This is a genomic window from Sodalis ligni (genome assembly GCF_016865525.2).
In the GTDB taxonomy this organism is placed as follows: domain Bacteria; phylum Pseudomonadota; class Gammaproteobacteria; order Enterobacterales; family Enterobacteriaceae; genus Acerihabitans; species Acerihabitans ligni.
The window spans coordinates 4,720,631-4,744,213 of record NZ_CP075169.1 but is presented as its reverse complement, the minus strand read 5'-3'; the positions used below and the strand labels follow the sequence as shown (position 1 = coordinate 4,744,213).

22 protein-coding genes, 1 tRNA gene and 2 pseudogenes are annotated in these 23,583 nt (G+C 55.8%); 17 read left to right on the top strand and 8 right to left on the bottom strand.

The window, feature by feature from the left end:
• Window positions 1–48: 48 nt before the first annotated feature.
• The gene (locus GTU79_RS30750) at window positions 49–399 is read left to right on the top strand and encodes a reverse transcriptase family protein (RefSeq protein ID WP_253073400.1); all 351 of its coding nucleotides are present in this window, start codon (window positions 49–51) and stop codon (window positions 397–399) included.
• Window positions 392–1,366, top strand: coding sequence for a reverse transcriptase domain-containing protein (locus GTU79_RS22240; protein WP_253073687.1), 975 nt, complete (start codon window positions 392–394; stop codon window positions 1,364–1,366). Before GTU79_RS30750 ends, GTU79_RS22240 begins: the two co-directional genes overlap by 8 nt.
• 207 nt (window positions 1,367–1,573) lie before the next feature.
• Here the strand turns inward: GTU79_RS22240 and GTU79_RS22235 are convergent, their stop codons facing one another.
• The gene (locus GTU79_RS22235) at window positions 1,574–2,104 is read right to left on the bottom strand and encodes a carbapenem self-resistance protein CarG family protein (RefSeq protein ID WP_132926246.1); all 531 of its coding nucleotides are present in this window, start codon (window positions 2,102–2,104) and stop codon (window positions 1,574–1,576) included.
• 695 nt (window positions 2,105–2,799) lie between these two features.
• The gene (locus GTU79_RS22230; protein ID WP_214513381.1) at window positions 2,800–3,510 is read right to left on the bottom strand and encodes an enoyl-CoA hydratase/isomerase family protein; all 711 of its coding nucleotides are present in this window, start codon (window positions 3,508–3,510) and stop codon (window positions 2,800–2,802) included.
• Window positions 3,511–4,129: 619 nt separating this feature from the next.
• Between GTU79_RS22230 and GTU79_RS22225 the strand changes: the two are divergent.
• Window positions 4,130–4,972, top strand: a pseudogene (locus GTU79_RS22225) (endonuclease/exonuclease/phosphatase family protein).
• 118 nt (window positions 4,973–5,090) lie between these two features.
• Here the strand turns inward: GTU79_RS22225 and mltD are convergent.
• Together mltD and gloB are read right to left on the bottom strand one after the other, a co-directional pair.
• Window positions 5,091–6,473 (bottom strand): murein transglycosylase D, encoded by a 1,383-nt coding sequence (mltD, locus tag GTU79_RS22220; protein ID WP_203524803.1) that lies wholly within the window; start codon window positions 6,471–6,473, stop codon window positions 5,091–5,093.
• A 71-nt stretch (window positions 6,474–6,544) separates the two neighbouring features.
• The gene (gene gloB / locus GTU79_RS22215) at window positions 6,545–7,297 is read right to left on the bottom strand and encodes a hydroxyacylglutathione hydrolase (protein ID WP_203524802.1); all 753 of its coding nucleotides are present in this window, start codon (window positions 7,295–7,297) and stop codon (window positions 6,545–6,547) included.
• A gap of 48 nt (window positions 7,298–7,345) precedes the next feature.
• Here gloB and GTU79_RS22210 point away from each other — a divergent pair, with 48 nt between their 5' ends.
• Window positions 7,346–8,056 carry a class I SAM-dependent methyltransferase gene (locus tag GTU79_RS22210; protein ID WP_132926254.1) on the top strand — a complete coding sequence of 237 codons (711 nt, stop codon included), beginning with the start codon at window positions 7,346–7,348 and terminating at the stop codon, window positions 8,054–8,056.
• Window positions 8,057–8,068: 12 nt separating this feature from the next.
• Here GTU79_RS22210 and rnhA read toward each other — a convergent pair.
• A pseudogene (gene rnhA, locus GTU79_RS22205) lies at window positions 8,069–8,637 on the bottom strand (ribonuclease HI).
• Between rnhA and dnaQ the strand changes: the two are divergent.
• The 5 genes from dnaQ to GTU79_RS22185 all read left to right on the top strand — a co-directional run bounded on the left by dnaQ (window position 8,582) and on the right by GTU79_RS22185 (window position 13,118).
• Complete coding sequence (gene dnaQ / locus GTU79_RS22200) at window positions 8,582–9,349, top strand: DNA polymerase III subunit epsilon (protein WP_203524801.1); 768 nt, start codon at window positions 8,582–8,584, stop codon at window positions 9,347–9,349. The pseudogene rnhA and the gene dnaQ overlap by 56 nt on opposite strands.
• Window positions 9,350–9,484: 135 nt before the next feature.
• Window positions 9,485–9,561, top strand: a tRNA-Asp gene (locus GTU79_RS22195).
• A gap of 504 nt (window positions 9,562–10,065) precedes the next feature.
• Complete coding sequence (locus tag GTU79_RS30745) at window positions 10,066–10,317, top strand: hypothetical protein (protein WP_253073399.1); 252 nt, start codon at window positions 10,066–10,068, stop codon at window positions 10,315–10,317.
• Between the two features lie 17 nt (window positions 10,318–10,334).
• Window positions 10,335–11,459, top strand: a complete 1,125-nt coding sequence (gene ltrA / locus GTU79_RS22190) for a group II intron reverse transcriptase/maturase (RefSeq protein WP_253073398.1) — start codon at window positions 10,335–10,337, stop codon at window positions 11,457–11,459.
• A 390-nt stretch (window positions 11,460–11,849) separates the two neighbouring features.
• Window positions 11,850–13,118 (top strand): chloride channel protein, encoded by a 1,269-nt coding sequence (locus GTU79_RS22185; RefSeq protein WP_203524800.1) that lies wholly within the window; start codon window positions 11,850–11,852, stop codon window positions 13,116–13,118.
• A 4-nt stretch (window positions 13,119–13,122) separates the two neighbouring features.
• Here GTU79_RS22185 and GTU79_RS22180 read toward each other — a convergent pair whose 3' ends face one another.
• On the bottom strand, window positions 13,123–14,619 hold the full coding sequence (locus tag GTU79_RS22180) for an NCS1 family nucleobase:cation symporter-1 (RefSeq protein ID WP_203524799.1): 1,497 nt from the start codon (window positions 14,617–14,619) through the stop codon (window positions 13,123–13,125).
• 157 nt (window positions 14,620–14,776) lie between these two features.
• On the opposite strand from GTU79_RS22180, the gene GTU79_RS22175 reads away from it, so the two are divergent.
• Genes GTU79_RS22175 through puuE form a run of 3 tightly spaced genes read left to right on the top strand, consistent with a single transcriptional unit; the run spans window position 14,777 to window position 17,239 of the window.
• Window positions 14,777–15,502, top strand: a complete 726-nt coding sequence (locus tag GTU79_RS22175) for a GntR family transcriptional regulator (RefSeq protein ID WP_203524798.1) — start codon at window positions 14,777–14,779, stop codon at window positions 15,500–15,502.
• Window positions 15,499–16,236, top strand: a complete 738-nt coding sequence (locus GTU79_RS22170; protein ID WP_203524797.1) for an aspartate/glutamate racemase family protein — start codon at window positions 15,499–15,501, stop codon at window positions 16,234–16,236. Before GTU79_RS22175 ends, GTU79_RS22170 begins: the two co-directional genes overlap by 4 nt.
• Before the next feature lie 28 nt (window positions 16,237–16,264).
• Entirely contained in the window at window positions 16,265–17,239 is a 975-nt protein-coding gene (gene puuE / locus GTU79_RS22165; RefSeq protein WP_214513380.1) for an allantoinase PuuE, read from the top strand.
• 14 nt (window positions 17,240–17,253) lie between these two features.
• Here puuE and hpxZ read toward each other — a convergent pair whose 3' ends face one another.
• Both hpxZ and GTU79_RS22155 read right to left on the bottom strand, forming a co-directional pair.
• Complete coding sequence (gene hpxZ / locus GTU79_RS22160) at window positions 17,254–17,637, bottom strand: oxalurate catabolism protein HpxZ (protein WP_132926270.1); 384 nt, start codon at window positions 17,635–17,637, stop codon at window positions 17,254–17,256.
• Between the two features lie 159 nt (window positions 17,638–17,796).
• Window positions 17,797–19,383 carry a gamma-glutamyltransferase family protein gene (locus GTU79_RS22155; protein WP_203524795.1) on the bottom strand — a complete coding sequence of 529 codons (1,587 nt, stop codon included), beginning with the start codon at window positions 19,381–19,383 and terminating at the stop codon, window positions 17,797–17,799.
• 202 nt (window positions 19,384–19,585) lie between these two features.
• Here GTU79_RS22155 and GTU79_RS22150 point away from each other — a divergent pair, with 202 nt between their 5' ends.
• From GTU79_RS22150 to GTU79_RS22130, 5 genes are all read left to right on the top strand, one after another.
• Window positions 19,586–20,431 (top strand): MurR/RpiR family transcriptional regulator, encoded by an 846-nt coding sequence (locus tag GTU79_RS22150; protein WP_132926274.1) that lies wholly within the window; start codon window positions 19,586–19,588, stop codon window positions 20,429–20,431.
• A 232-nt stretch (window positions 20,432–20,663) separates the two neighbouring features.
• Window positions 20,664–21,455, top strand: a complete 792-nt coding sequence (locus GTU79_RS22145) for a transporter substrate-binding domain-containing protein (RefSeq protein WP_203524794.1) — start codon at window positions 20,664–20,666, stop codon at window positions 21,453–21,455.
• Window positions 21,456–21,468: 13 nt separating this feature from the next.
• A complete protein-coding gene (locus GTU79_RS22140; protein ID WP_203524793.1) occupies window positions 21,469–22,137 on the top strand; it encodes an amino acid ABC transporter permease in 669 nt (222 codons plus the stop codon).
• Window positions 22,134–22,790: an amino acid ABC transporter permease gene (locus GTU79_RS22135; protein WP_132926278.1), complete on the top strand. Its 657-nt coding sequence runs from the start codon at window positions 22,134–22,136 to the stop codon at window positions 22,788–22,790. The genes GTU79_RS22140 and GTU79_RS22135 overlap by 4 nt, the downstream gene beginning before the upstream one ends.
• Window positions 22,771–23,514 (top strand): amino acid ABC transporter ATP-binding protein, encoded by a 744-nt coding sequence (locus tag GTU79_RS22130; RefSeq protein ID WP_132926280.1) that lies wholly within the window; start codon window positions 22,771–22,773, stop codon window positions 23,512–23,514. Before GTU79_RS22135 ends, GTU79_RS22130 begins: the two co-directional genes overlap by 20 nt.
• Window positions 23,515–23,583 lie beyond the last annotated feature (69 nt).

Below are 23,583 nucleotides of genomic sequence, written 5' to 3'. Positions count from 1 at the left end.
ACTGCGGCCCGGACAGGAAGGAGCGAACAGTATTCGCCGGAGCCTGCCATGGGTGCTGAAACACGCACGGCGAAATCTGGGCAAACGAAAGCGGAACAACCCTTGTCAATCGAAGCGGTGATAACACGTAGCAACCTGATGCTGGCCTATCAGCGGGTCCTGGAGAACAAAGGCGCGGCAGGGGTAGATAACCTGGGCGTCGGCGAACTTAAAGACTGGCTGAAACGGCACTGGCCGACGGTGAAAGCGGCCCTGCTGGACGGAAGCTACCTGCCGCAGGCGATACGCCGGGTCGAACTGCCCAAGCTTAACGGCGGAGTCAGGGTCCTGGGTATTCCCACGGTGGTGGACCGGCTTATCCAGCAGGCTATTCAGCAACACCTTACCCCCTATTTATGAACCTGAGTTCTCCGAATCCAGCTACGGCTTCAGACCGGGCCGCAATGCCTGGCAGGCGGTGCGCCAAGCACAAGCCTACGTGCAAGGCGGCCGGCGCTGGGTGGTGGATATGGACCTGGAGAAGTTCTTTGATCGGGTAAATCACGACATCATGGTGTCGAGGTTGAGCCGTAAGATCAAGGACGTAAGATTGCTCAAGCTCATCAGGCGCTATTTGGAAGCGGACATGGTCAGCGGCAAGGCGGTAATAAAACGGCGGGAAGGGATGCCGCAAGGCAGCCCGTTATCGCCGTTGCTCTCCAACCTGCTGTTGACCGACCTGGACCGTGAACTGGAGCGCAGGGGGCACCGGTTCTGCCGTTATGCAGATGACTGTAATATATACGTGAGCAGCCGACGAGCGGGGGAACAGGCGATGAACTCGATAAGCCGGTATCTGGAAAAGCATCTCCGGTTGACGGTGAATCGAGGAAAAAGCGCGGTGGCCAGGCCCTGGGAACGCAAGTTCCTGGGATATAGCCTGACATGGCACAGGCAGGCCAGACTGAAAATAGCCGCGAGCAGCGTGGTCAGACTGAAGGATAAAATCCGCAGCCTGACGACGGGAAACTGTTCAAAAGCGCTGAAAGCGGTGATCAGCGGTCTTGCGCCGGTGCTGCGGGGATGGATAAGTTACTTCCGGCTGACCGAAGTCAAAGGGATACTGGAAGAGTTGGATAGCTGGATACGCCGTAAACTGCGTTGCCTGATGTGGCGGCATTGGAAAAGGCCGTACGCAAGAGCAAGGATGCTGATGAGAGGCGGCCTGAGCGAAGAAAGGGCGTGGATATCGGCGACGAACCAGCGCGGACCCTGGTGGAACGCGGGGGCAAGTCATATGAATCAAACGTTGACGAAGAAAGTCTTCGAACGCGCAGGTCTGATATCACTGCTGGAGTTGCACAGGCAGTTCCAGTGTTGTAAATGAACCGCCGTATACGGAACCGTATGTACGGTGGTGTGAGAGGACGGCGGTTGTGAAACCGCCTCCTACTCAATTATGCCAAGCATGGCGAGAGCGTCTTGATGGACACGGTCTCACTGTGGCGCACTCCCTGATGCTAAACGGTGCGTACATTGCTGTGAGAGGACAGCGATCAAAAGACCGCCTCCTGCAGGATAATCAAATTGCGCCTCAGGGGGGTAGGCTGATTCGATCGATTTCCGAAAATGCCTGTTCCACGGATAAATAGGGCTGCGAGCTGGAAAATGTTTTCATCACCTGCCAGCTGTACAGCGGCATGCCGGGATCGTTGTGCGTTTCGCTAAGCTGGTAGACACTGAATGAAACCGGTTGCGTATCCGACAGGTCGTCGCCGGTCTTATGGGCGCTCACCAGATAGTAGTGTGAACCGGCGCGATAAAGCCGCGTATCGGCAATGGCGATGGCCGATGCGGATAACCAGTAGTCAAACCAGATAAAATAATCATTATTTGCCACCGGGACGATACTAAACCCTCCGTCAGGCTTGCGGATAAAAAAACTCATGCCGCGATTGGGATATGCGGTATTATTGTCGAATTGCCCCAGCATAATATAATCATCACAACCATCGTTATTGATGTCAATGATATTGGCGCCCGGGGTTAAGTCCACCGGGATCAAGGGAGCGGCGTAAATAGGGAAGGGGAAAAGCAGTAATCCCGCCAGAAAGCTATTTTTCATCGGCATTCCTCTACTAAATAATTACCGATTAGAGACGCGGATAATAAATAATCAACCCTGACTGCAATGAAAATTGTATAAATTAATAGTGCCTGTATATATCCTTTCAGCATTATCCATCCAGTTAAAAGTGAAGACGATTGGTTTGGGTGAGGCGTTTATCCTTTACTATCAATGGCCTTCGCGGCAAACCTATAATTTTACCTGACCGGCATTCGGTTCAAGTTTATCAAGATAAAACTAACCCGACTCACAACAAAATATTAAAATATTCTGGCTGTGCGCTATAATAATTATTGATATGGTGTATTTTCAAATTATAGTGTGATAATCAGTGCTTAGATTTGTAGAAAGAAGATAGTGGTTTCATATAATATAAATAATTGTTTAACGCTTTGAGTAGAAGATAAAACCGCTGTTTTGTTATGAATTTAGATAATGTGTAGGCGATATTATACAGGATCTGAGACTTTGTTTATCGGGATCTGCGGTTCAGTTTTATCATAAAAAGTGTTGCTGTGGTATAGGGTAGATTTTCTTGATGGGCCTATCTCATCGGTAATCTGATGATATCGATACAAGACAGCAATAGTCTTGTTTGATAAAGCGAGATCGCATTGCCATACATAGCAAAGGCTATGGATCTTTAGTTTAATATTTACGTTAAATTCAGGCTGGATTTCTGTGTGCCATGCTTATTGGCATGGGAAGCGAAAAATTTTTTGCAATAATTTTGATTCCTGCCCCGATCGCTCAAGCGTCTGGATAAAGGGTTTGTTCATGGCGCGCTTGGTATGGCTGAATACAGCTCTTGGGTATGCCGCTAATAAATTTGCATGGCCGATAGCGGCACTCACCAGCAATTCACGCTCGGTGATTTGATTGATAAGGCGATAGTCCAGACAGCGTCGCGCATTCATTTCGCCACAGCGATAAATGATCTCTTGCATAGTGGCGTAGCCATGTGTGAAATGCAAAATAGCCGCGCCTAACGAACAGTAGATGCCTTGCTTAAGTTCCGGCATGACGAAACAGGCGTCTGCCGACATGATACGCCGGTCAAACATCATGGCGAACTGGAAGCCTATACCGATGGCATAGCCATCCACTGCGGCCACTGTGGGCTTGTTCACCTCCAATACCGTGCGGTAAAGCTCAACCAGCCTGTCAACCCAGCGTTCAGCGGCTTCTCCTCTTAGTTTTTTAATCTCGTTATAGTTGCCCCCAGCTGAAAAAGAGCGGTTTTCGCCACCGTATACCACCAATGATTTGACAGCCTCGTCATGCTCGGCGGCCATGAGCGCCTTGATAATGGCAATCTCGAGATCCTCATTGATAATATTATATTTAGAAAAATTATTTAAAGTAATCAAACGGACTGAACCTATATTTTCTTCTAGAATCATAGTCATTTTCCTTGGTCAGAAACAGCCGGTTTAATGGGCTGATGATACGTTTTCTTTTGTCATAAAGTCGCTATTCAACACGCTATGATAGATTATACGAAAGTTATAAATATTCATTTAATACAATTTTCGGGTGAGAACGAAATAGGAAAATATATATTTACTTATGGTTTAAGTGACAATATAAGTAGGATTTTTTAAAATATACTGAACCAAAGTATAGCCAGTAAGCGGAAAACAGGAAGAAGAGCCGTTAAACCTGAGACTTATTTTCTTAAGAAAATGTGTCTCATTCACCACCGGTCATCGCGGGAAAATAGCCGGCCCAATGGGATGGGACCCACTCAATGACCGGTTAGGGACAAAATTGCTATAGGTGTGCATCACCTGGCTTATGGCGATGATACAACAACTATTTAACGCTTCGGGCCCGCCGCAACCCATTCTATGGTACACTCTATAAAGTTATTCTTAAGTTTTCAGGTTAACGTTGAAATTAGCCGGTAAACGCCTTATAAAGTTCAGTAGCTGGATAATAGTCTGTGGGTAAAAAAACAGCTATGCAGATGACCCAATTATTCTTCACAGGCGCGAAAGAAACAGTTGATAGGCGGTAACCGTGCCAAAAAAAACATATTCAGTCAGGTATGTTGCGGGCCAGCCAGTTGAGCGTATTTTCCCTCCACTTGCCTTTAGTCGTCTTGGCCAAGCGCTTCCCCCGGGGGAACCGCTGCCGGGTTCCAAGCTGTTACGGGTGATGGTATGGAATATCTTCAAGCAGCAGCGTGCGGATTGGCTTTCAGTGCTCAAGGGTTTCGGCAAGGATGCCCAGCTGATGTTGCTGCAAGAAGCGCAAACCACCCCGGAACTCATCAGATTTGCCACGTCAAACTACATGGCTGCCGATCAGGTGCCGGCGCTGGTGTTTCCGCAGCATCCATCGGGCGTAATGACGCTGTCGGCAGCCCATCCGGTGTATTGTTGCCCATTGCGTGAGCGCGAACCGCTGCTGCGTTTGGCGAAATCCGCCCTGGTGACGGTCTACCCCTTGTTCGATGGGCAGTTGATGATGGTGGTGAATATCCATGCGGTGAATTTCAGTCTGGGGTGGATGTTTACAGTAAACAGCTCGGACCCATCGGCGAGCAGATACTTAATCACCAGGGACCGGTGATTATGGCGGGCGATTTTAACGCGGGGGGCCGGCAGCGCTTTCTGGCGTTTTATCGCTTTGCCGATCGCATGATGCTCCCAGGAGGTGAGATTTCTAGACGACCAGCGGCGACGCGCGTTCGGTCGGCCGTTGGATTTTGTCTTCTATCGGGAGCTAAAAGTAACCGAAGCATCGGTGCTGGTGACGCAGGCTTCTGATCATAATCCGCTGCTGGTTGAATTTGAGCCCCATAAGCGAAAGGATTCCTCGGTACCCCAACAGCAGATTGTCGGAATAAAACCGCGCTAACGGCGAGATGGCGGCAGGCTGCCTTTTCTGAAGACAAAAAAAACAAGCAACGAATTGCTTGTTTTTTTATATCGGCGCTTTATATCTGAACCAGTTCGGCACCTGATATGGACACCCTTCAGGAATCCGTGGCTTTACCGTTTACGAACAGGGTCAATTTAAGACCGGGTTGTAACGTGCTGGCACTGTCCAGCGCATTGTTCCAACGCATCACATCTTTTATATCCACCCCATGCCGCCTGGCAATACTGGCCAATGAATCACCTTTACGCACCTGATAGGTGATGCTGCCGCCATTGCCGCCGATACCGGTATTGCTGGCCACCTGTAGCGTCTGGCCGATCTTGAGATTGCTGCTGCTGCGTAAATTATTCCATTTAAGCAAATCAGCGGTTTTAACATCCAGACGCTTGGCTATGCTCGACAAGGTATCGCCGGAGCGGACCCTGTATTGAGCTTTCGCACCGCCTACGGCTTTGTTATCCGCAAGCTGGGTGGATTGCACCGCGGCAATATCGCCTACCGCCAACGAGTCCCTGAACTGCGAAGCGTGGGCTTTGGGCAGCATCAGGTAATGCGGACCGTTCGGCGCGGTAACGTTAAGTTTATAGCCGGTGTTATAGCTTTTTAACTTGGTTAAAGATAACCCGGACATTTCTGCCGCTTGCGTCAATTCTATTTGCTGGCCCACTTCAACCCGAGCCAGCGCACGATCGTCATCACCTTTCGGCAACACAACGCCATATTGTTTGCTATTCTTAATAATAGCGCTCAGGGCAAGCATTTTAGGAACGTAGATTGTTGTCTCGCGCGGCAAGGATAAAGACCAAAAGTCAGTGGGTTTGCCCCTGGCTTTATTGGATTTGATCGCTTGCATGATACGCCCTTCACCACTGTTATAAGCAGCAATGGTTAATAACCAATCGCCGTCAAACATGCGGTTCAGGCGTTGCATCATATCCAACGCGGCGGTTGTAGACGCGACAACATCGCGACGTCCGTCATACCACTGGTTTTGCTTTAAACCATAATTCCTTCCTGTAGTAGGCACAATCTGCCAAAGGCCAGCCGCTTTAGAGGCGGATGTTGCCTTGGGGTCAAAAGCGCTCTCCACTATGGGTAGCAGTACTAGTTCCATCGGCATTTTGCGTTGCTTTATCTGCTCGACTATCCAGTACATGTACGGCTCTGCCCGTAATGTTACATCGTGGAGATAGCTCTTGTTATGTAAATAACGCTTTTTTTGTTCGCGGATCCGGGCGTTTTCCGGTACCTGCATCTTCAGCTCGTCGCTAATGAAGTTCCACAGATCGGGTTGCGCGAGACTTGAATTATCCAGCCATCGCGCCGAGGCCGCTCGCTCATCTGTGTACTTTCCTGCTTCACCTTGACCTGCCGAAGAAACACTCTGTGCATGCTGTTCGGGTGCGTTATCGTCCTGCCTGGACGTCTGGCAACCCACTAGCAAGACCGAGGCGATTAATATCGCATGAGTCTTCATCGTGTATGTCAATAGTTGCTTAAAAGACAAGCAATAATACTTTGAACATCCCGACAATACAACTAAAACCTTTAGAAATGATCCTTCTTCTCACGTAATAACGCAAAAATACGCCATTCTTCATCCAGGGTGTGATGTGGGTCTAACTTCCTTTGTAAATCAATGTCATGACAACGTAAGAAAAGGTTAATTTTTTCCTCAATTTGCAGTGTGGAGGGCAAGCTTGCTTGGTTTTTTGACCGTAACTGCCTAATTTCACGTTCATAAGCGGCGATCGGCTCATCTTCGGGAAGAATCGAACGGGCAAAGGCAAGATTAGCCAGGGTATACTCATGGGCGGCGCAGATGAGCGTATCCGGCGGAAGTCGCTTAACTTTCTGAAATGACTCATACATTTGCCGGGGAGTGCCTTCAAAAAGACGGCCGCAACCGGCGGAAAAGACCGTGTCGCCGCAAAACAGGTACGGGGCGCTGTAAAATCCGATATGTCCTAGCGTGTGGCCCGGGAAAGCCAGTATCTGAAAGTCCAGATCCAGCAGATTTACCCGGTCTCCCTCGCCGACGATATGGTCGGCACCCTTACTGGCTGTTTCCTGCGGGCCGTATACCGGGACGTGATAGCGGGCGACCAGATCGGCCACGCCGCCTACGTGATCCTGATGATGATGGGTTAATAATATTCCTTTAAGGGTAAGCCGGCGTTCAGTGAGGGCAGCCACCGCCGGTGCGGCTTCGCCGGGGTCGACAATGATGCTTTCCTGCTGGTTATTATACAAAAGCCAAATGTAATTATCCTGGAACGCGGGAATACTGATAAGATTCATCGTTAACCTCTGTTTATTTTTCTTAAGGTATCTAGAAGATAGTCAAACATGAAACCAGCGCAAATTACGCAGCCTATTGTCGCGCCAACCTCATGGGATGACCTCCCATATGGAGATAACTATCGCCGGGCTTTAGAGGCCAGTCTGCAGCCCTGGTGGCCGAAATTGTTTGGGTTTCATTTATTGAAGATCGGTGCGTTAAGCGCCGAGCTGGACACTGAAAGCTGCGCGGTATCGCACCAGGTGAATGTGGGCGTTGAAGGGGGAACGCTGCACGTGGTGGCGGATCCCTATCAGCTGCCCTTTGCGAATAAATCCACCGATGCCTGCCTGTTGGCGCATACGCTGTCTTATACCTCGGATCCGCATCGTCTGCTCAGGGAGGTGGATCGGGTATTAATCGATGACGGCTGGTTGATTATTACCACATTTAATCCGGTGAGTCTGCTGGGTCTGGGCAAAATCTGCCCGATTCTGCAAAGTCGCCAGCCGTACCGGAGCCGGATGTATACCCAGATGCGGCTGATGGACTGGCTGAGCGTGCTTAATTTTGAGGTTCTGCACCGTTCACGTTTTCAGGTGCTCCCCTGGCGCCGGCGCGGCGGACGTCTGCTGAGCGAACATCTGCCCGCCATCGGCTGCCTGAGCGTGATAGTCGCTCGAAAACGCACCTTTCCGTTAACGCTTAACCCGTTGAAAAGCAAATCGCTGGCGGCCTCCCTGCGCCGTACGGTAGGGGCCGCCAGCCGCAGCAGTTAGTTGCCGCCGGCTCTAGGCTTGCGCCCGGTAGCCGATATCCTCGAAGGCGGGATTTAGCGCGGCGCTGCGGGCCAGCTCATCGCAACGCTCGTTTTCGGGATGGCCGGCATGGCCCTTGACCCAATCCCAGCGCAGCACGTGAGTCTGTATGGCTAAATCCAGCCGCTGCCACAGGTCGACGTTTTTCACCGGTTTTTTCTCCGCCGTTTGCCAGCCGCGTTTTTTCCAGTTATGAATCCATTGGGTAATGCCTTGGCGCACGTACTGGCTGTCGGTGCTGATGACCACTTCGCAGGGGCCCTTCAGCGCTTCCAGCGCCACAATCGCCGCCATAAGCTCCATGCGGTTATTGGTGGTAAGCCGGTAGCCGGCGCTGAAGGTCTTTTCATAGTCTTTATAGCGTAAAATCGCCCCGTAGCCCCCCGGGCCGGGATTACCGAGGCAAGAACCATCGGTGAAAATTTCTACCTGCTTCTGCATATCTGGTAGACTACCTGTCTGTTAAAAAAACCAAGTCTGACATAAATGAGCGCTACGGGCACTGGAATTACGCGGCAGATTGTTCTTGATACCGAAACCACCGGTATGAACAAGCTGGGGGTACATTACGAAGGCCATCGCATTATTGAAATCGGCGCGGTTGAAGTGATTAACCGCCGCCTGACCGGCCGGCATTTTCACGTTTATCTGAAACCGGATCGGCTGGTTGACCCCGAGGCCTATAACATCCACGGTATCAGCGATGAGTTTCTGGCGGATAAACCCACGTTCGCCGACGTCGCCGATGAGTTTATGGAGTTCATCCGGGGCGGTGAGCTGGTTATCCATAATGCGCCGTTCGATATCGGCTTTATGGATTACGAGTTCGGCAAGCTCAATCGCGGTATCGGCAAGACTGAAACCTTTTGTACGGTCACCGACAGCCTGGTGCTGGCCCGAAAGCTTTTCCCCGGCAAACGGAACAGCCTCGATGCGCTGTGCGATCGCTATCTCATAGACAACTCCAAGCGCACGCTGCACGGCGCGCTGCTGGACTCCGAAATTTTGGCGGATGTCTATCTGGCCATGACCGGCGGCCAAACCGCGATGCGTTTTTCCATGGAAGGGGAGAGCGGGCGGACCAATGCGGACGGCGGCGAGCATATCCAGCGCGTGCAGCGCTCCCAGTCGGCGCTGCGGGTGATATATGCCAGCGAGGAGGAATTGGCCGCCCATGAGCATCGCCTGGATCTGGTGAAAAAGAAAGGCGGCAGCTGCCTGTGGCGCCCGGAGGAAGAGTCCCAAACCCATTAGATTTTTTTCATACGGCTGGAAAAACAGCGTTATGTTGAAATTATCGCCAAACGATGTCGGCCGGCGTAAAAAGCATTGACGGCATCCGGCGCTGACCGTACTATTCGCCTCGCTTTCCCGACAAAGCACAAGTGCGGTGCGGTAGTTCAGTCGGTTAGAATACCGGCCTGTCACGCCGGGGGTCGCGGGTTCGAGTCCCGTCCGCACCGCCAACAAGATTCAAGATGGGCCACGGTTATGCCGTGGCCCGTTTTTTTTGTGTGCGCCGGGCATGGCGCGTAGCGCCTTGACGGGCGCTGTCCCTGGACCGTGGTGGTCAAGGGGCGACTTGGAGGTGAAAGTCCTTTGCACACCCGGCAAGGGGAAGTGCTAGCCGAACGGCAAGGGTGCCCACCGCGAGGCGGGATCTGAAGGAAGCCGAAGGCAAAATGCTGGCCTGACGAACAGGAAGCGACTTAGGCGTGACAGCGGGGTAAGGCGGCACATATCGTCAAAGCCCGATACTTGCACGGAACGCTGTTACGTAGAGTCGACAGGTATAAGCATGAAGGTCGCGCGAATTACCCCGGGAGGTCTGTACGTCTGCCTTGGTGCTACCGGGCGTCGAGAGGCGACGGGATGAATGTACAGAAGTCAGCCGAGGCCATAGTAGCGGTGCAAAACCGGTATCGTGAAGGGCCGAACATTTACAACCGTGATTAGGACAGGTTATCTCGATGGGTATTGATGAGGCACAAGCGCAGGACACTGCGGCCCGGACAGGAGGAAGCGAACAGTATTCGCAAGGGCCTGACACGGGTGCTGAAATACCCACGGCGAAAGCTGAGCAAACGAAAGCGGAACAACCGTTGTCAATCGAGGCGGTGATAACACGCGGCAACCTGATGCTGGCCTATCAGCGGGTTCTTGAGAATAAAGGCGCAGCAGGGTCGATAATCTGGGCGTCGGCGAACTTAAAGACTGGCTGAAATGGCACTGGCCGACGGTGAAAGCGGCCCTGCTGGACGGAAGCTACCTGCCGCAGGCGATACGCCGGGTCGAACTGCCCAAGCCTAACGGCGGAGTCAGGGTCCTGGGTATCCCCACGGTGGTGGACCGGCTTATCCAGCAGGCCATCCAGCAACACCTTACCCCCTATTATGAACCTGAGTTCTCCGAATCCAGCTACGGCTTCAGACCGGGCCGCAATGCGTGGCAGGCGGTGCGACAAGCACAAGCCTACGTGCAAGGCGGCCGGCGCTGGGTGGTGGACATGGATCTGGAGAAGTTCTTTGACCGGGTTAACCACGACATCATGATGTCGAGGCTAAGCCGCAAAATCAAAGACGTCAGACTGCTCAGGCTCATCAGGCGTTATCTGGAAGCGGACATGGTCAGCGGCAAAGTGGTGACAAAACGGCGGGAAGGGATGCCGCAAGGCAGCCCGTTATCGCCGTTGCTCTCCAACCTGCTGCTGACCGACCTTGACCGTGAACTGGAGCGCAGGGGCCACCGGTTCTGCCGTTATGCGGATGACTGTAATATCTACGTGAGCAGCCGCAAGGCGGGAGAACAGGCGATGAACTCGATAAGCCGGTATCTGGAAAAGCACCTGCGGTTGACGGTGAACCGAGATAAAAGCGCGGTGGCCAGGCCCTGGGAGCGCAAGTTCCTGGGATATAGCCTGACGTGGCACAAGCAGGCAAAACTGAAGATAGCGGCGAGCAGCGTGTCCAGGCTGAAGGAGAAAATCCGCAGCCTGACGACGGGAAACAGTTCAAAAGCGCTGAAAGCGGTTATCGACGGGCTTGCTCCGGTGCTGCGAGGTTGGATAAGTTACTTCCGGCTGACCGAAGTCAAAGGGATACTGGAAGAACTGGACGGCTGGGTCCGCCGTAAGCTGCGTTGTCTGCTGTGGCGGCATTGGAAAAGGCCATACAAACGGGCAAGGATGCTGATGAAAGGCGGCCTGAGCGAAGAAAGGGCGTGGATATCGGCGACGAACCAGCGCGGACCCTGGTGGAACGCGGGGGCAAGTCATATGAACCAAGCGCTGCCGAAGAAACTCTTCGATCGTGCAGGTCAGTTATCGCTGCTGGAGTTGCACAGGCAGTTCCAGTGTTGTAAATGAACCGCCGTATACGGAACCGTACGTACGGTGGTGTGAGAGGACGGCGGGAGTAATCCCGCCTCCTACTCGATCTGTCCATACCTACGGGACCCGTTGAGCGCGGCGGCTGGAATTTGTTCAGCTCCCCGTTGAAACGTGCTGAAACCAATCTCACAACATACTGCTTTAAAAGCTATTTCCGAATATAAGCCGTTGTGCCATCATTCTGCCGGTAACGTTATATACACTAAATAATTCGAGTTGCAGGAAGGCGGCAACACAGCGACAAATCTGTCTGGAACAGATTTGAACGCGACTTGTCGCGGCCCCGTCAGGGGCGAGGCCCAGGGTGGGTCGAGTATTGCCAACGAACCTGCAACTTGAAGTATGACGGGTATATCAGGAGATCAGATGTCCCTAACACCTCATCCCGGCAACGCGTCGGCGGGTATGTTGGCCTTTATCATCATACTGACCGGCGTCGGCGCCGGTGTAGCGGGCATGTTCCTTGCGCTGCTGCTGCATACCGTCCAGCATATGGCTTATGGCTATAGCCTAGACAGCATTATCAGTCCGGAGAGTTTTCTGACCGGCGTCAGCGCGTCTTCCCCACAGCGCCGGGTCGCTGTTCTATGCCTGTGCGGCCTGGTGGCCGGCATCGGCTGGTGGCTGGTGTATCGCTATGGCCGCAAGCTGGTGAGCATCAAGCAGGCCATCAGCGCCGGGGCGCCGCTGATGCCGCCGGCCGCCACGCTGTCGCATATTCTCCTGCAGATCGTTACCGTTGCATTGGGCTCGCCCCTGGGACGGGAGGTGGCGCCACGGGAGGCAGGAGCCTTGCTGGGCGGCTGGCTATCCCATTACGCCCGCCTGAGCCATGAACAGCGGCGCCTGGTGGTGGCCTGCGGCGCGGGGGCCGGTCTGGCGGCGGTGTACAACGTGCCGCTGGGGGGCGGGGTGTTTGTATTGGAAGTTTTATTGCAAACGTTCAACTGGCAGACCGCCATTGCTGCTCTGGCTTCTTCCGCTATCGCCGCGTCCGTTGCCTGGCTGGGACTGGGCGCCGAACCGTCGTATATAGTAGACCATTTCCCGCTGACCCTGCCCCTTATCCCCTGGGCGGTGGTCACTGGGCCGCTGTTCGGGCTGGCGGCCTACGGTTTTGTCCGCTTGACCGCGGCGGCCCGCAAACGCGTGGTCCGCAATAACCAGCTGCCGGTGCTGTCGTTTGTGAATTTTGCCATCATTGGCGTATTGGCCGTCTGGTTGCCGGCGCTGCTGGGAAACGGCAAAAGCGCGGCACAGCTGGGATTTGCCAGCGAGGTGACCATGAGCGCGGCGGCGGTGCTTTTGGTCATTAAGGTAGCTATTACCGCCAGCAGCATCCGGGTCGGTGCCGAGGGCGGATTGTTAACCCCCGGACTCTCCAATGGGGCTCTGCTGGCGGTGGTGCTGGGTGGCCTGTGGAGCTTGATATGGCCCGGCGTGCCGGTCGGCGCCTATGCCGTTATCGGCGCCGCCGCGTTCCTTGGCGCCTCCATGAGCATGCCGCTGACGGCCATTGTGCTTATCACCGAATTCACCCGCATCGACCATGATTTTCTGGTGCCGATTATTCTGGGCGTGGCGGGCTCGGTATGCGCCTGCCGGCTATGCGGCAAATGGCTGGGCAGGTCCTGAACGCCTACTCCTTCGGCGCTGAAACCATGCCTGCGTAATGCACGGCGGTGTCGGCGACCCGTTCGCGGCGGGCCAGGTAGCGGTAGCAGCCGCCCCCCAGGAATACGCCGATAAACCAGCTGAAATTCGCCACCTGATGCAGGCTCGGCGTGAAGCTGATGGCCAGGCCGATAACCACCGCCGGCACCAATGCCATTATCGCTTTCGGATTAAATCCGTTCCGATACCAGTAGCGCCCGCCGGGCGTGGCGTTAAACAGGTCGTCCACCGAGATTTTACCTCGCTTGATAAGATAAAAATCCGCCACCAGGATACCGAACAGCGGACCGATAAAAGCCCCCAGCACATCCAGGGTGTAGTGAATCAATTCCGGGGACTGGAACAGATTCCAGGGCGTCAACAGCACCGAACCTATGGCCGCTATCATGCCGCCGGTGCGAAAGCTGATTTTTTGCGGGGCGCAGTTGGAAAAGTCGAAGGCCGGCGAGACAAAATTGGCCACGATATTGATACCGATGGTGGCGATGATCATGGTGAGCAGGCCCAGGGCCACCGCCACGCTGCTGCCGACCCGGCTGACGGTTTCAATGGGGTCGGTGATCATTTGCCCGAACAGGCTCTGGGTTCCGGACACAATGACCACGGTCACGATGGAAAACAGTAAAAAGTTGAACGGCAGCCCCCAGCGGTTGCCCCGGCGGATTTCGTCCATGCTTTTACCGTAGCGGGAGAAGTCGCCGAAATTCAGCAGCGGCCCTGAAAAATAGGAAACAACCAACGCAATGGCGGTCACCATTTGCCAGGCCTGCTGGCCGTTGGACAGCGACTTGCTGCTGAGAGTAAAGGAAATATTGCTCAGACCGGTTTGATAGAGGATCCAACCGGCCAGGGCCAGCATGACCACATACACCGCCGGACCGGCAAAATCGATAAAACGCTTGATGGCCGACATGCCGTGCCAGAACACCATCGCCTGTAAAAACCACATCAGGCCGAAGCACATCCAGCCCAGGGAGGAGAGGCCCAGCCAGCGGCTTTGCGTCAACGGCGTCAGGGCGGGGAAGAATTTCAACAGCACCAGCATCAGGGCGTTGGCCGCCAGGAAGGTTTGGATGCCGTACCAGGCAAAGGCGATGAGCCCACGGATGACCGCCGGGATATTGGCGCCGAAGACGCCGAACGCCTGGCGGCAAATAACCGCATAGGGCACACCCGCCATCTGGCTCGGTTTCGCCACCAGATTGGCGCAGATCTGCACAATGCAAATCCCGCAGAGCAGACAGATTAACACTTGCCAGCTGGCCAGACCCAGAGTGAAGAAGCTGGCCGCCACCACGTAACCGCCCATGCTATGCACATCGGACATCCAGAAAGAAAATATATTGTACCAGCTCCAGTTTTGTTGACGGGTAGGAGCGAGATCATCATTTGTGAGCCTGGGACTGTAATGGCTGTGATCGATGGATCCGGTTTTCGGGGTCATACTGTTACTGTTTGGCATGGAAACTGCTCCTCTGAATACTCACCCGTGAATGGAAGATGATAGCTATCGACAGGGGAAGGTTTTGCAGGATTCAGGCCAAGTGTTGAAAAGCTTGTATACAAAATAATTATTTTACGTATACGATAATCTATCGGTACGTATACAGGAGTGTGGCATGTCCAGTTGGTACGGGCTAAAAACCGTCATTTTTTCGCAAGATAAAGACGATGAAATCTACCATGCAATCGTTAAAGCCATTGTTGAGCACCAACTGCCGCCGGGCAGCAAATTGCCGGAAGAGTCGCTGGCTGCGGTGTTCGGCGTGAGCCGCACCGGCATCAGAAAAGTGCTGCAGCGCCTCGGGGCGGTGCAATTGATTACGCTTACGCCCAAACGCGGTGCGCAGGTGGCGACGCCCGGCGTGGATGAAGCCCGCAATGTGCTCGCCACCCGCTGCATGCTGGAGTGCGCGAATCTGCCGGCGGTGGTGGAACGATGCGAAGCGGCGCATATCACTGCCCTCAAGACCATCATGGATGAGGAGCAACAGGCTCATGAGGCCCGGGACGGCGCGACGGCAATACGCCTGTCGGCCCTGTTCCACGTGCAGCTGCAGGCCATCTCCGGCAATGATGTCCTGACCCAGATGGTATCGCAGCTTACGCTGCGCTCGTCGCTGGTGATTTCCGCTTATGGCGCTCCCTGGCAGCAGGGTTGCCGTTGCCACGATCATCAGGAGCTGCTTGACCTGTTGAAAAGCGGCCGCTCCGGGGCATTGGCGGAGCGGATGAAGCGCCATTTCGACGAAATTCTGGCAAATTTGCGGTTTGAACGCAGCGGTGAAACCGCGCCGGACTTCGCCCGCCTGTTCGGTATCGCCGCCAAGGGAGAATCGGTATGACGTCGTGCTGTATACAATTAATCAATCCCAACACCAGCCTTTCCATGACCGAACGGATACTTACGGCGGCCCGTGACGTGGCCGCGCCGGGCACGGACATCTTTGCGGTGTGTCCCGAGGAGGGGGCCCCCTCCATCGAGGGTCACTTTGACGAAGCCATCGCCGCCATTGGCGTGCTGCAGCGGATTAAGGAAGGGCGTGAGCAAGGGGTAGACGGCCATGTTATCGCCTGTTTCGGCGACCCGGGGCTGCTGGCGGCGCGTGAACTGGCATCGGCGCCGGTTATCGGCATCGCCGAAGCGGCGATGCATATGGCGATGCTGGTGGCCACCCGCTTTACGGTGGTGACTACCCTGCCGCGCACCCTGATCATCGCGCGCCATTTGCTGCAGCAATATGGATTTGAGCGGCACTGCGCCAGGCTGCGCGCCATCGATTTGCCGGTGCTGTCCCTGGAGGACGGTTCCGGCCTGGCCCGGCGTAAAGTGCGTGAACAATGCCTGAACGCCAAACGGGAAGACGGCGTGGGGGCCATCGTGCTGGGCTGCGCCGGCATGGCGGATTTAGCCCTGGAACTGTCCGCTGAACTTGAGATGCCGGTGATTGACGGCGTGAGCGCGGCGGTGAAATTGATAGAGTCGCTGCACGGTATGAAATTGTCCACCAGTAAACAGGGGGATCTTGATTTTCCCGTTCAAAAAGAACTTTCCGGGTATTTTAAGGGACTAAACTGAAATATCAGCGCTCAAAAAGGAACAGCCCATGACTGAAACCACCGAAAAGAAGAGCTTTTCCTTCAATAAGAACTATCCTCGCGATCTTATCGGTTATGCCGGGAAACCGCCTGATGCCGCTTGGCCCGGCAACGCCCGCATTGCCGTCCAGTTTGTCCTGAATTATGAAGAGGGTTCGGAAAACAGCGTACTGCACGGCGATACCGGCTCCGAGCAGTTTCTCTCCGACATCATCGGCGCAGCCAGCTATTCGGAGCGCCATATGTCTATGGAATCATTGTATGAGTATGGTTCCCGTGCCGGCTTTTGGCGTATTCATCAGGAATTTCAGCGCCGCGGCCTGCCGCTGACCCTCTTTGGCGTGGCGATGGCCCTGGCTCGCAATCCGCCGGTGGTGGAGGCCGTCAAACAGGCGAAATACGATGTGGTGAGCCACGGCTGGCGCTGGCTGCACTATCAGGGTATGGACGCCAAAACCGAACGCCAGCATATGCATCAGGCGGTGGACGCGCTGACCGATCTATTTGGCAAGATCCCCCTGGGATGGTACACCGGTCGCGATAGCCCCAATACCCGGCGGCTGGTGGTGGAGCACGGCGGGTTTCTCTATGACAGTGATTATTTCGGCGACGACCTGCCTTTCTGGACTCAGGTAGCCTGCACGGACGGATCCGTTAAGCCGCATCTTATCATTCCCTACACCCTGGAAACGAATGATATGCGTTTTGCTACGCCCCAGGGGTTCAACAGCGGCGATCAGTTCTATTCCTATCTCAAGGACAGCTTTGACGTTTTGTACGACGAAGGGGAGACCTCGCCGAAAATGATGTCGGTGGGCATGCACTGCCGCATCCTCGGGCGGCCAGGACGCTTTCGGGCGCTGCAGCGGTTTCTGGATTACATCCAGCAGCATGAGCGGGTATGGGTTTGCCGCCGGCAGGATATCGCCGAGCATTGGATTTCCCATCACCCTTTTAAGCCGCCGCGGCCGGAGCATGAATAAACCCGCGCGCCGGGTTATCCCATCAGGCTGATATGAGCGGCGACAATGCGCCAGCCGCAGGCCAGTTTTACCCAGGTCTGGGTTTGTCGGCCGATACGGTCGGTGCTTGGGCGGGTAAATTCGGTATTTGCCACCGCCATATCGTCGCCAAACGTGGTGATGACGGTATTTTGCAATACCCGGTCCAGCCCGTTGGCCGGCCGCGTTGCCCGAAAGGCCTGGATAGCCTCGATACCGTAAAGATTTTCGCCGGCGCCGTAGCGGATAGTGCGCGGGTCGTGCCAGAACAATTCATCCAGTACGGCGACATCGTTGGTGATAAGCGCCTGTTCGTAGCGGTAAAAGGCGGCGTTGACTTCCGCCAGTATCGCGGGGCGATCGATAAATTCACTTTTCATGCGGCGTGCACTCTTGCTGGGTCGTTTAAATACTATCCGTTTAAAATAATATCTGACCGCCTATGTAAAAAGGGCTGCGCCAGAATGCCCGTATTGGCGTTTTCCGGCAAGCACTGAACGTCAATTTCGATAGATTTCTGACTGTTTTGCATAGCGCGTTCAAAAACCGGCGGCGCTGCCGTTGCTGCGGGGATCAAACGCCCCTTCCAGCATGCCGTTGTTATGGCGGATAACCGCTCCCGCGTGGCCTACCGCTTCGCTGAATTCCGGCAGCATCTCCACCTGGTGGCCAAGGGCGCGCAAGGACGCCACCGTCGCGGCGGAGAAACGCCCCTCCAGTTTCAGCGTATCCGTGGCCTGTCCCCAGGTGCGCCCCAGCAGCCAGCGCGGCGCGCTGATGGCCCGCTGCAGCGGCATTCCTTGCATTACATGGCGGGTAAACAGCGCCGCCTGGGTTTGCGGCTGGCCGTCGCCGCCCATGGAACCGTAAATCATCGTTCGTCCGTCATGAAGCTTCGCCGCGGCGGGATTCAGGGTATGAAAAGGATATTTGCCAGGGGCCAGGGCCCGCAAATGCGCCGGGTCCAGGCTGAAGGACGCGCCGCGGTTTTGCCACAGTACGCCGCTTTTCGGCAGCAGCACGCCGCTGCCGAACTCATGGTAAAGGCTTTGGATAAAGGATACCGCCAGCCCGCTGCTGTCAATGATGCCCATCCAAACCGTATCCCCCGGCGACAGGACACTGCCCCAGGGGGCCGCCTGCCCGCTGTTTATCCGTTCCGACAGCCTGTCCAGCACCGGCGCCGCCAGCAGGCTTTGGGCATCCAGCGTCATATGGCCCGGATCGGTTATACAGTTGTCCCGCGTGGCAAAAGCCAGTTTGGTGGCCTCGACAATGGCGTGAATGCAGTGGCTTTCCGACTCATTGGCCCAGGGGAGACGATCCGTCAGCCCCAGGATCATCAGGGATACCAAACCCTGGGTGGGGGGCGCCAGATTAAACAGTTCTCCCATGCTGTGCGACAAACGCAGCGGGATGCTTAGCCGGGCATGAAACGCCGCTAAATCGTCGGCGGTGACGGGCATGCCCAGCAGGGCCATCTCTTGGGCCATATCAGCCGCCAGCGGTCCGCGATAAAAGCTGTTCAGTCCTTCCACCGTCAGGCGGGTGAGGGTATCCGCCAATTGCGGCTGAATAAGCCGGCTGCCGGCGTCGGGGGGCTTGCCTTGAGGCAGAAACTGCCGGGCAAAGCTTGCCTGCTTCGCCAGCTCATCGAATTTTTCCGCGGATGCCCGTGCTTGGGATAATGACACCGGCATACCGTCGGCGGCATAACGAATGGCATCCCCCAGCAGTTGCGAAAGCGGCAGCGACGGATTGCCCATTTCCCGGGACAGCGTCAGCGCCTCCGCCCATCCCGCCACCGTCCCGGCAACGGTCAGGGCCGATTTCGGGCCGCGATGGGGGATAGCCTCCAGCCCGTCATACAGTGACATGGCGGCAAGGGAACCCGCCGGTCCGCCGGCGTCGATAGCAACGGGATCCCCCTGCGGTGGCACGATCAGCCAAAAACCATCGCCGCCAAGCCCGGTCATATGCGGGTAGACCACCGAGATGGTGGCGGCTGCGGCAACCATGGCGTCGATGGCGTTACCGCCGGCGCGCAGAATGGAAAGGGCGCTTTCACTGGCCAGATGATGGGGCGTCACCGCCATTCCCATCGGCGCGATATTACTGTGGTTCATCGGGGGCATGGTCCTGTCGCCAAGGATGGATAAGGTGAGTTAAGCAAGAGGCGTTCCAACGTGCGGACCGCTATTGACATAGGTGACATAAGGCACGCGATACCCAATAGCTTTCGAGTCACAGCCAGCACAGCTGCAACTTGAAAGATGGAGGGTATATGCTAGGGTAGGTTGAAACGAAAGTAACAGGGAACCAGGGAACATGACGCCTTTTGATGAGCGGCTGCGTGACGCTTATGCCCGTTTGTCGCCGCAGGAACAGCGCATAGCCGGGTTCATTGCCGATCATTTTGACGATATGACCAGCTATAACAGCGCCGAACTGGCGAGGCTGAGCGGGGTGTCCAAGGCGACGGTAAGCAGACTGTTCCGGCGTTTGGGATATGAGAGTTACCGCCAGGTCCGCGATGAGCTGCGCACGCTGCGCCAAAGCGGCATGCCCTTGGCGGATCGCCGCGACGCGGTGCTGGGCAATACGCTGCTGGAGCGGCATTACAAACAGGAAATGGCTAATCTGACCCACTGGGTCAACCAAATGGACGGCCCGCAGTTTTCCGCGGTGATCCAGGCCATGAGCCACGCCCGGCGACTGTGCCTGGTGGGGTTGCGCAACAGTTATCCGGTGGCGATGCACCTGCGTCAGCAGCTGTTGCAAGTGCGCAGTCAGGTTAACCTGCTGCCCCAGCCGGGACAAACCCTGGCGGAAGAGGTCATTGATCTCACCGGCGATGATATGGTGGTGGTGGTGGCGTTTCGCCGGCGTACCCCGCAAATCCGCCCGTTCTTGGCAAAACTTCAACACAATAATGTGCCGGTGCTGCTGATAAGCGAGCCCCAGGCGCAGGCCCTGATCCCGCTGGCGCGTTGGCATTTGGCCACGCCGCTGGACAGCGTATCGGCGTTTGATTCCTATTCGTCGGCCATGAGCCTGGTGAATTTAATCAGCAATGCGCTGTTGCACGACACCCTGGCCCAGGGGCGGCAGCGCATCCATAACATTGCGGACTGGTACGGCTCCCTGGAAGAGCTTGAGCAGCGCCGCACGTAATAAAACGGCGCGCTGGAGTGGTGCGTTTGCCCACTGGCGGTGCATACGGCCTTCGCTGAAAAAGCACATCCTCAGCCCGCGAAAACCCCCGAATACCCCGACTGACCGCGTTTAACAATAAGTTACGCCGTGCCCGTGCGCGGGGAAAATTTCCGGCTTCATTTGGCACATTAGTTGCAGACTGACTGATTGTAGAATCATTAGTTTCATCATTTCACCTGGGAAACCGAGAATGACCATCAGAAAACAGCTTATTGCCCTGGCGGGCGCGGTCCTGTTGCTGACCCAAGCCGGCGCGGCCATGGCCGATCAGTGGCAGCAAATCCAGCAGCGCGGGGTATTGCGCGTTGCCATCCCGCAGGATTTCCCGCCTTTTGGTTCCATCGGCACAGACATGCAGGCCGAGGGCTACGATATCGATATGGCGCATTATCTGGCCGACAAGATGAAGCTCAAACTGCAACTGGTGCCGGTGACCAGCGCCAATCGGGTGCCTTACCTGCAAACGGATAAGGTGGATCTGGTGATATCCAGTTTGGGCAAAAACGCCGAACGTGAAAAAACCATCGATTTCAGCCGGGCCTACGCCCCGTTTTTCCTCGGCGTATTCGGGCCGAAGGACGATGGGCTCAAAGCGCCGGCCGAGCTTAGCGGCAAAACCATAGCGGTGACCCGCGGCGCGGTGGAGGATATGGTGCTGACCGACCTGGCGCCGAAAGATGCGCAGATCAAACGTTACGAAGATAATAACACCACGCTGTCGGCCTATATGTCCGGCCAGGTGCAGTATGTGGCCACCGGCAATCTGGTGGTGAGCGCCATTGCCCGCCAGAACCCCGCCAAAGCGCCGGTGCCGAAATTCATGCTGAAGGATTCCCCCTGCTTTATCGGCCTGCGCAAGGATGAACCGGCGCTGAAGGAGAAGGTTAACGCGCTTATCACCGAAGCGCTAAAGGACAATACCCTGAACAGCCTGTCCGAAAAATGGATGAAAGCGCCGCTGCCGGCGGATTTGGGCGCCTGAGGATGCCACTCCCATGACCTATCAGCTCAATTTCCCGGCGCTTTGGCCCTACCTGCCACAACTGCTGTCCGGTCTGTGGGTGACCATCATGCTGGCTGCCGTCGCCACCGTGGGCGGCATCGCCATCGGCATCTGCGGAGCGGCCGTACGCAGCAGCCGGTATGCTCTGCCGGGCCGGGTATGGGGCCTTTATGTGGAACTTATCCGCAATACGCCTTTTGTGGTGCAACTGTTTTTTATCGTCTTCGGCCTGCCGGCGCTGGGATTGAAGCTGACCGCCGGCGAGGCGGCGCTGCTGGCGATGCTGGTGAACCTTGGCGCCTACAGTACCGAAATCATCCGCGCCGGCATCCAGGTGACGCCGAAAGGCCAGTGGGAAGCAGGCCGGGTGCTGGGCCTGTCCCGCGGGCAGGTTTTTCTGCGGGTGGTTCTGCCGCCGTCGTTGGGACGCATCTATCCCTCCCTGGTGAGCCAATGTGTGATTGTGATGCTCGGTTCCTCGGTGGTTTCCCAGGTTTCATATGAAGAGCTGACCTTTGCCGGCAGCCTTATCCAGTCGCGCACCTTCCTGAGTTTTGAGGTTTACCTGGTGGTGACGCTTATCTATCTGGCGCTGTCGCTGCTGATGCGGCAGGTTCTGCTGCGGGCCGGCCGCCTGATATTCGGCGGAGGGATGTCATGACCTCGTTCACCGACTGGGATATCGTGCGCAACCTGCTGCTGGCCGCGCGCTGGACCTTATTACTGTCCCTGGTGGCCTTTGTCGGCGGCGGACTGGTAACGTTGCCGCTGATGCTGATGCGCCTGTCGCGCCGGCGCTGGCTGAAACAGGCTATCCGCGCCTACTCAAACCTGTTTCAGGGCACGCCGCTGCTGATGCAGCTGTTCCTGGCCTTCTTCGGCCTGGCGCTGTTCGGCATTGACGTCAGCCCCTGGCTGGCGGCGGCGCTGGCCCTGACGCTGTTCACCAGCGCGTTCCTGGTGGATATCTGGGGCGGCAGTATCGACGCCCTGCCTAAAGGACAATGGGAGGCGTCACGCTGTCTGGGCCTGAGCTTCGGCCAGACCCTGCTGCGGGTGATGGCGCCCCAGGCCGTGCGCATCGCCATCGCGCCGACGGTGGGTTTTTCGGTGCAGGTCATTAAAGGCACCGCCCTGGCCTCCATCATCGGTTTTGTCGAGCTCACCAAAGCGGGAACCATGCTGTCCAATGTCACCTTCCAGCCCTTTAAAGTCTTCGGGCTGGTGGCGCTGGGGTATTTCATTATGTGTTACCCCCTGTCCCGCTTCAGCCACTATCTGGAGAGAAAGCTTCATGCCGCTGATAACCATTAATCAGGTGCAGAAATATTACGGCCAAAACCACGTGCTAAAAGGCATCGATCTGGATATCGACCAGGGGGAGGTGGTCTCCATCATCGGCCGCAGCGGCTCCGGCAAAAGCACCCTGCTGCGCTGCATCAACGGCCTGGAAGGCTACCAGGAAGGCAGCATCAAGCTGGGGGGCATGACGGTCACCAACCGCGATTCACAAGCACGGGAAATAAGCCGCTCGGTGGGCATGGTTTTCCAGAGTTTTAATCTGTTCCCGCACATGACCGCGCTGCAAAATGTCATGCTGGCGCCGCGCCGGGTGCTGGGGAAAAAAGCGGCGGAATGCCGCGAACTGGCCGAGCTGATGCTGAATAAGGTCGGGTTGGGAGACCGTTTGGATTATTATCCCTCGAGCCTGTCCGGCGGCCAGCAGCAGAGGGTAGCCATTGCCCGCGCGCTGGCGATGGACCCCAAGGTGCTGCTGTGCGATGAGATTACCTCGGCGCTGGATCCCGAGCTGGTGGGAGAAGTGCTGAAGGTGCTGGAGAAATTGGCCGCCGAAGGCATGACCCTGATACTTGTGACCCATGAAATGAATTTCGCCCGGGAAGTGGGGGATCGGGTGGTGTTTATGCACCAGGGCAAAGTGTGGGAGCAGGGGCAAAGCCGTCAATTGTTCGCCAGGCCGCAAACGGCGGAGCTGAAACAGTTTATCGCCTCGGTGCGCGGTTTAGGAGATGCCTGATCATTGTCCCGATGCGCGGCACCGGGAATGCCTGACCATCTCCTCTATGTTGGTCCCCGGCGATGCGTG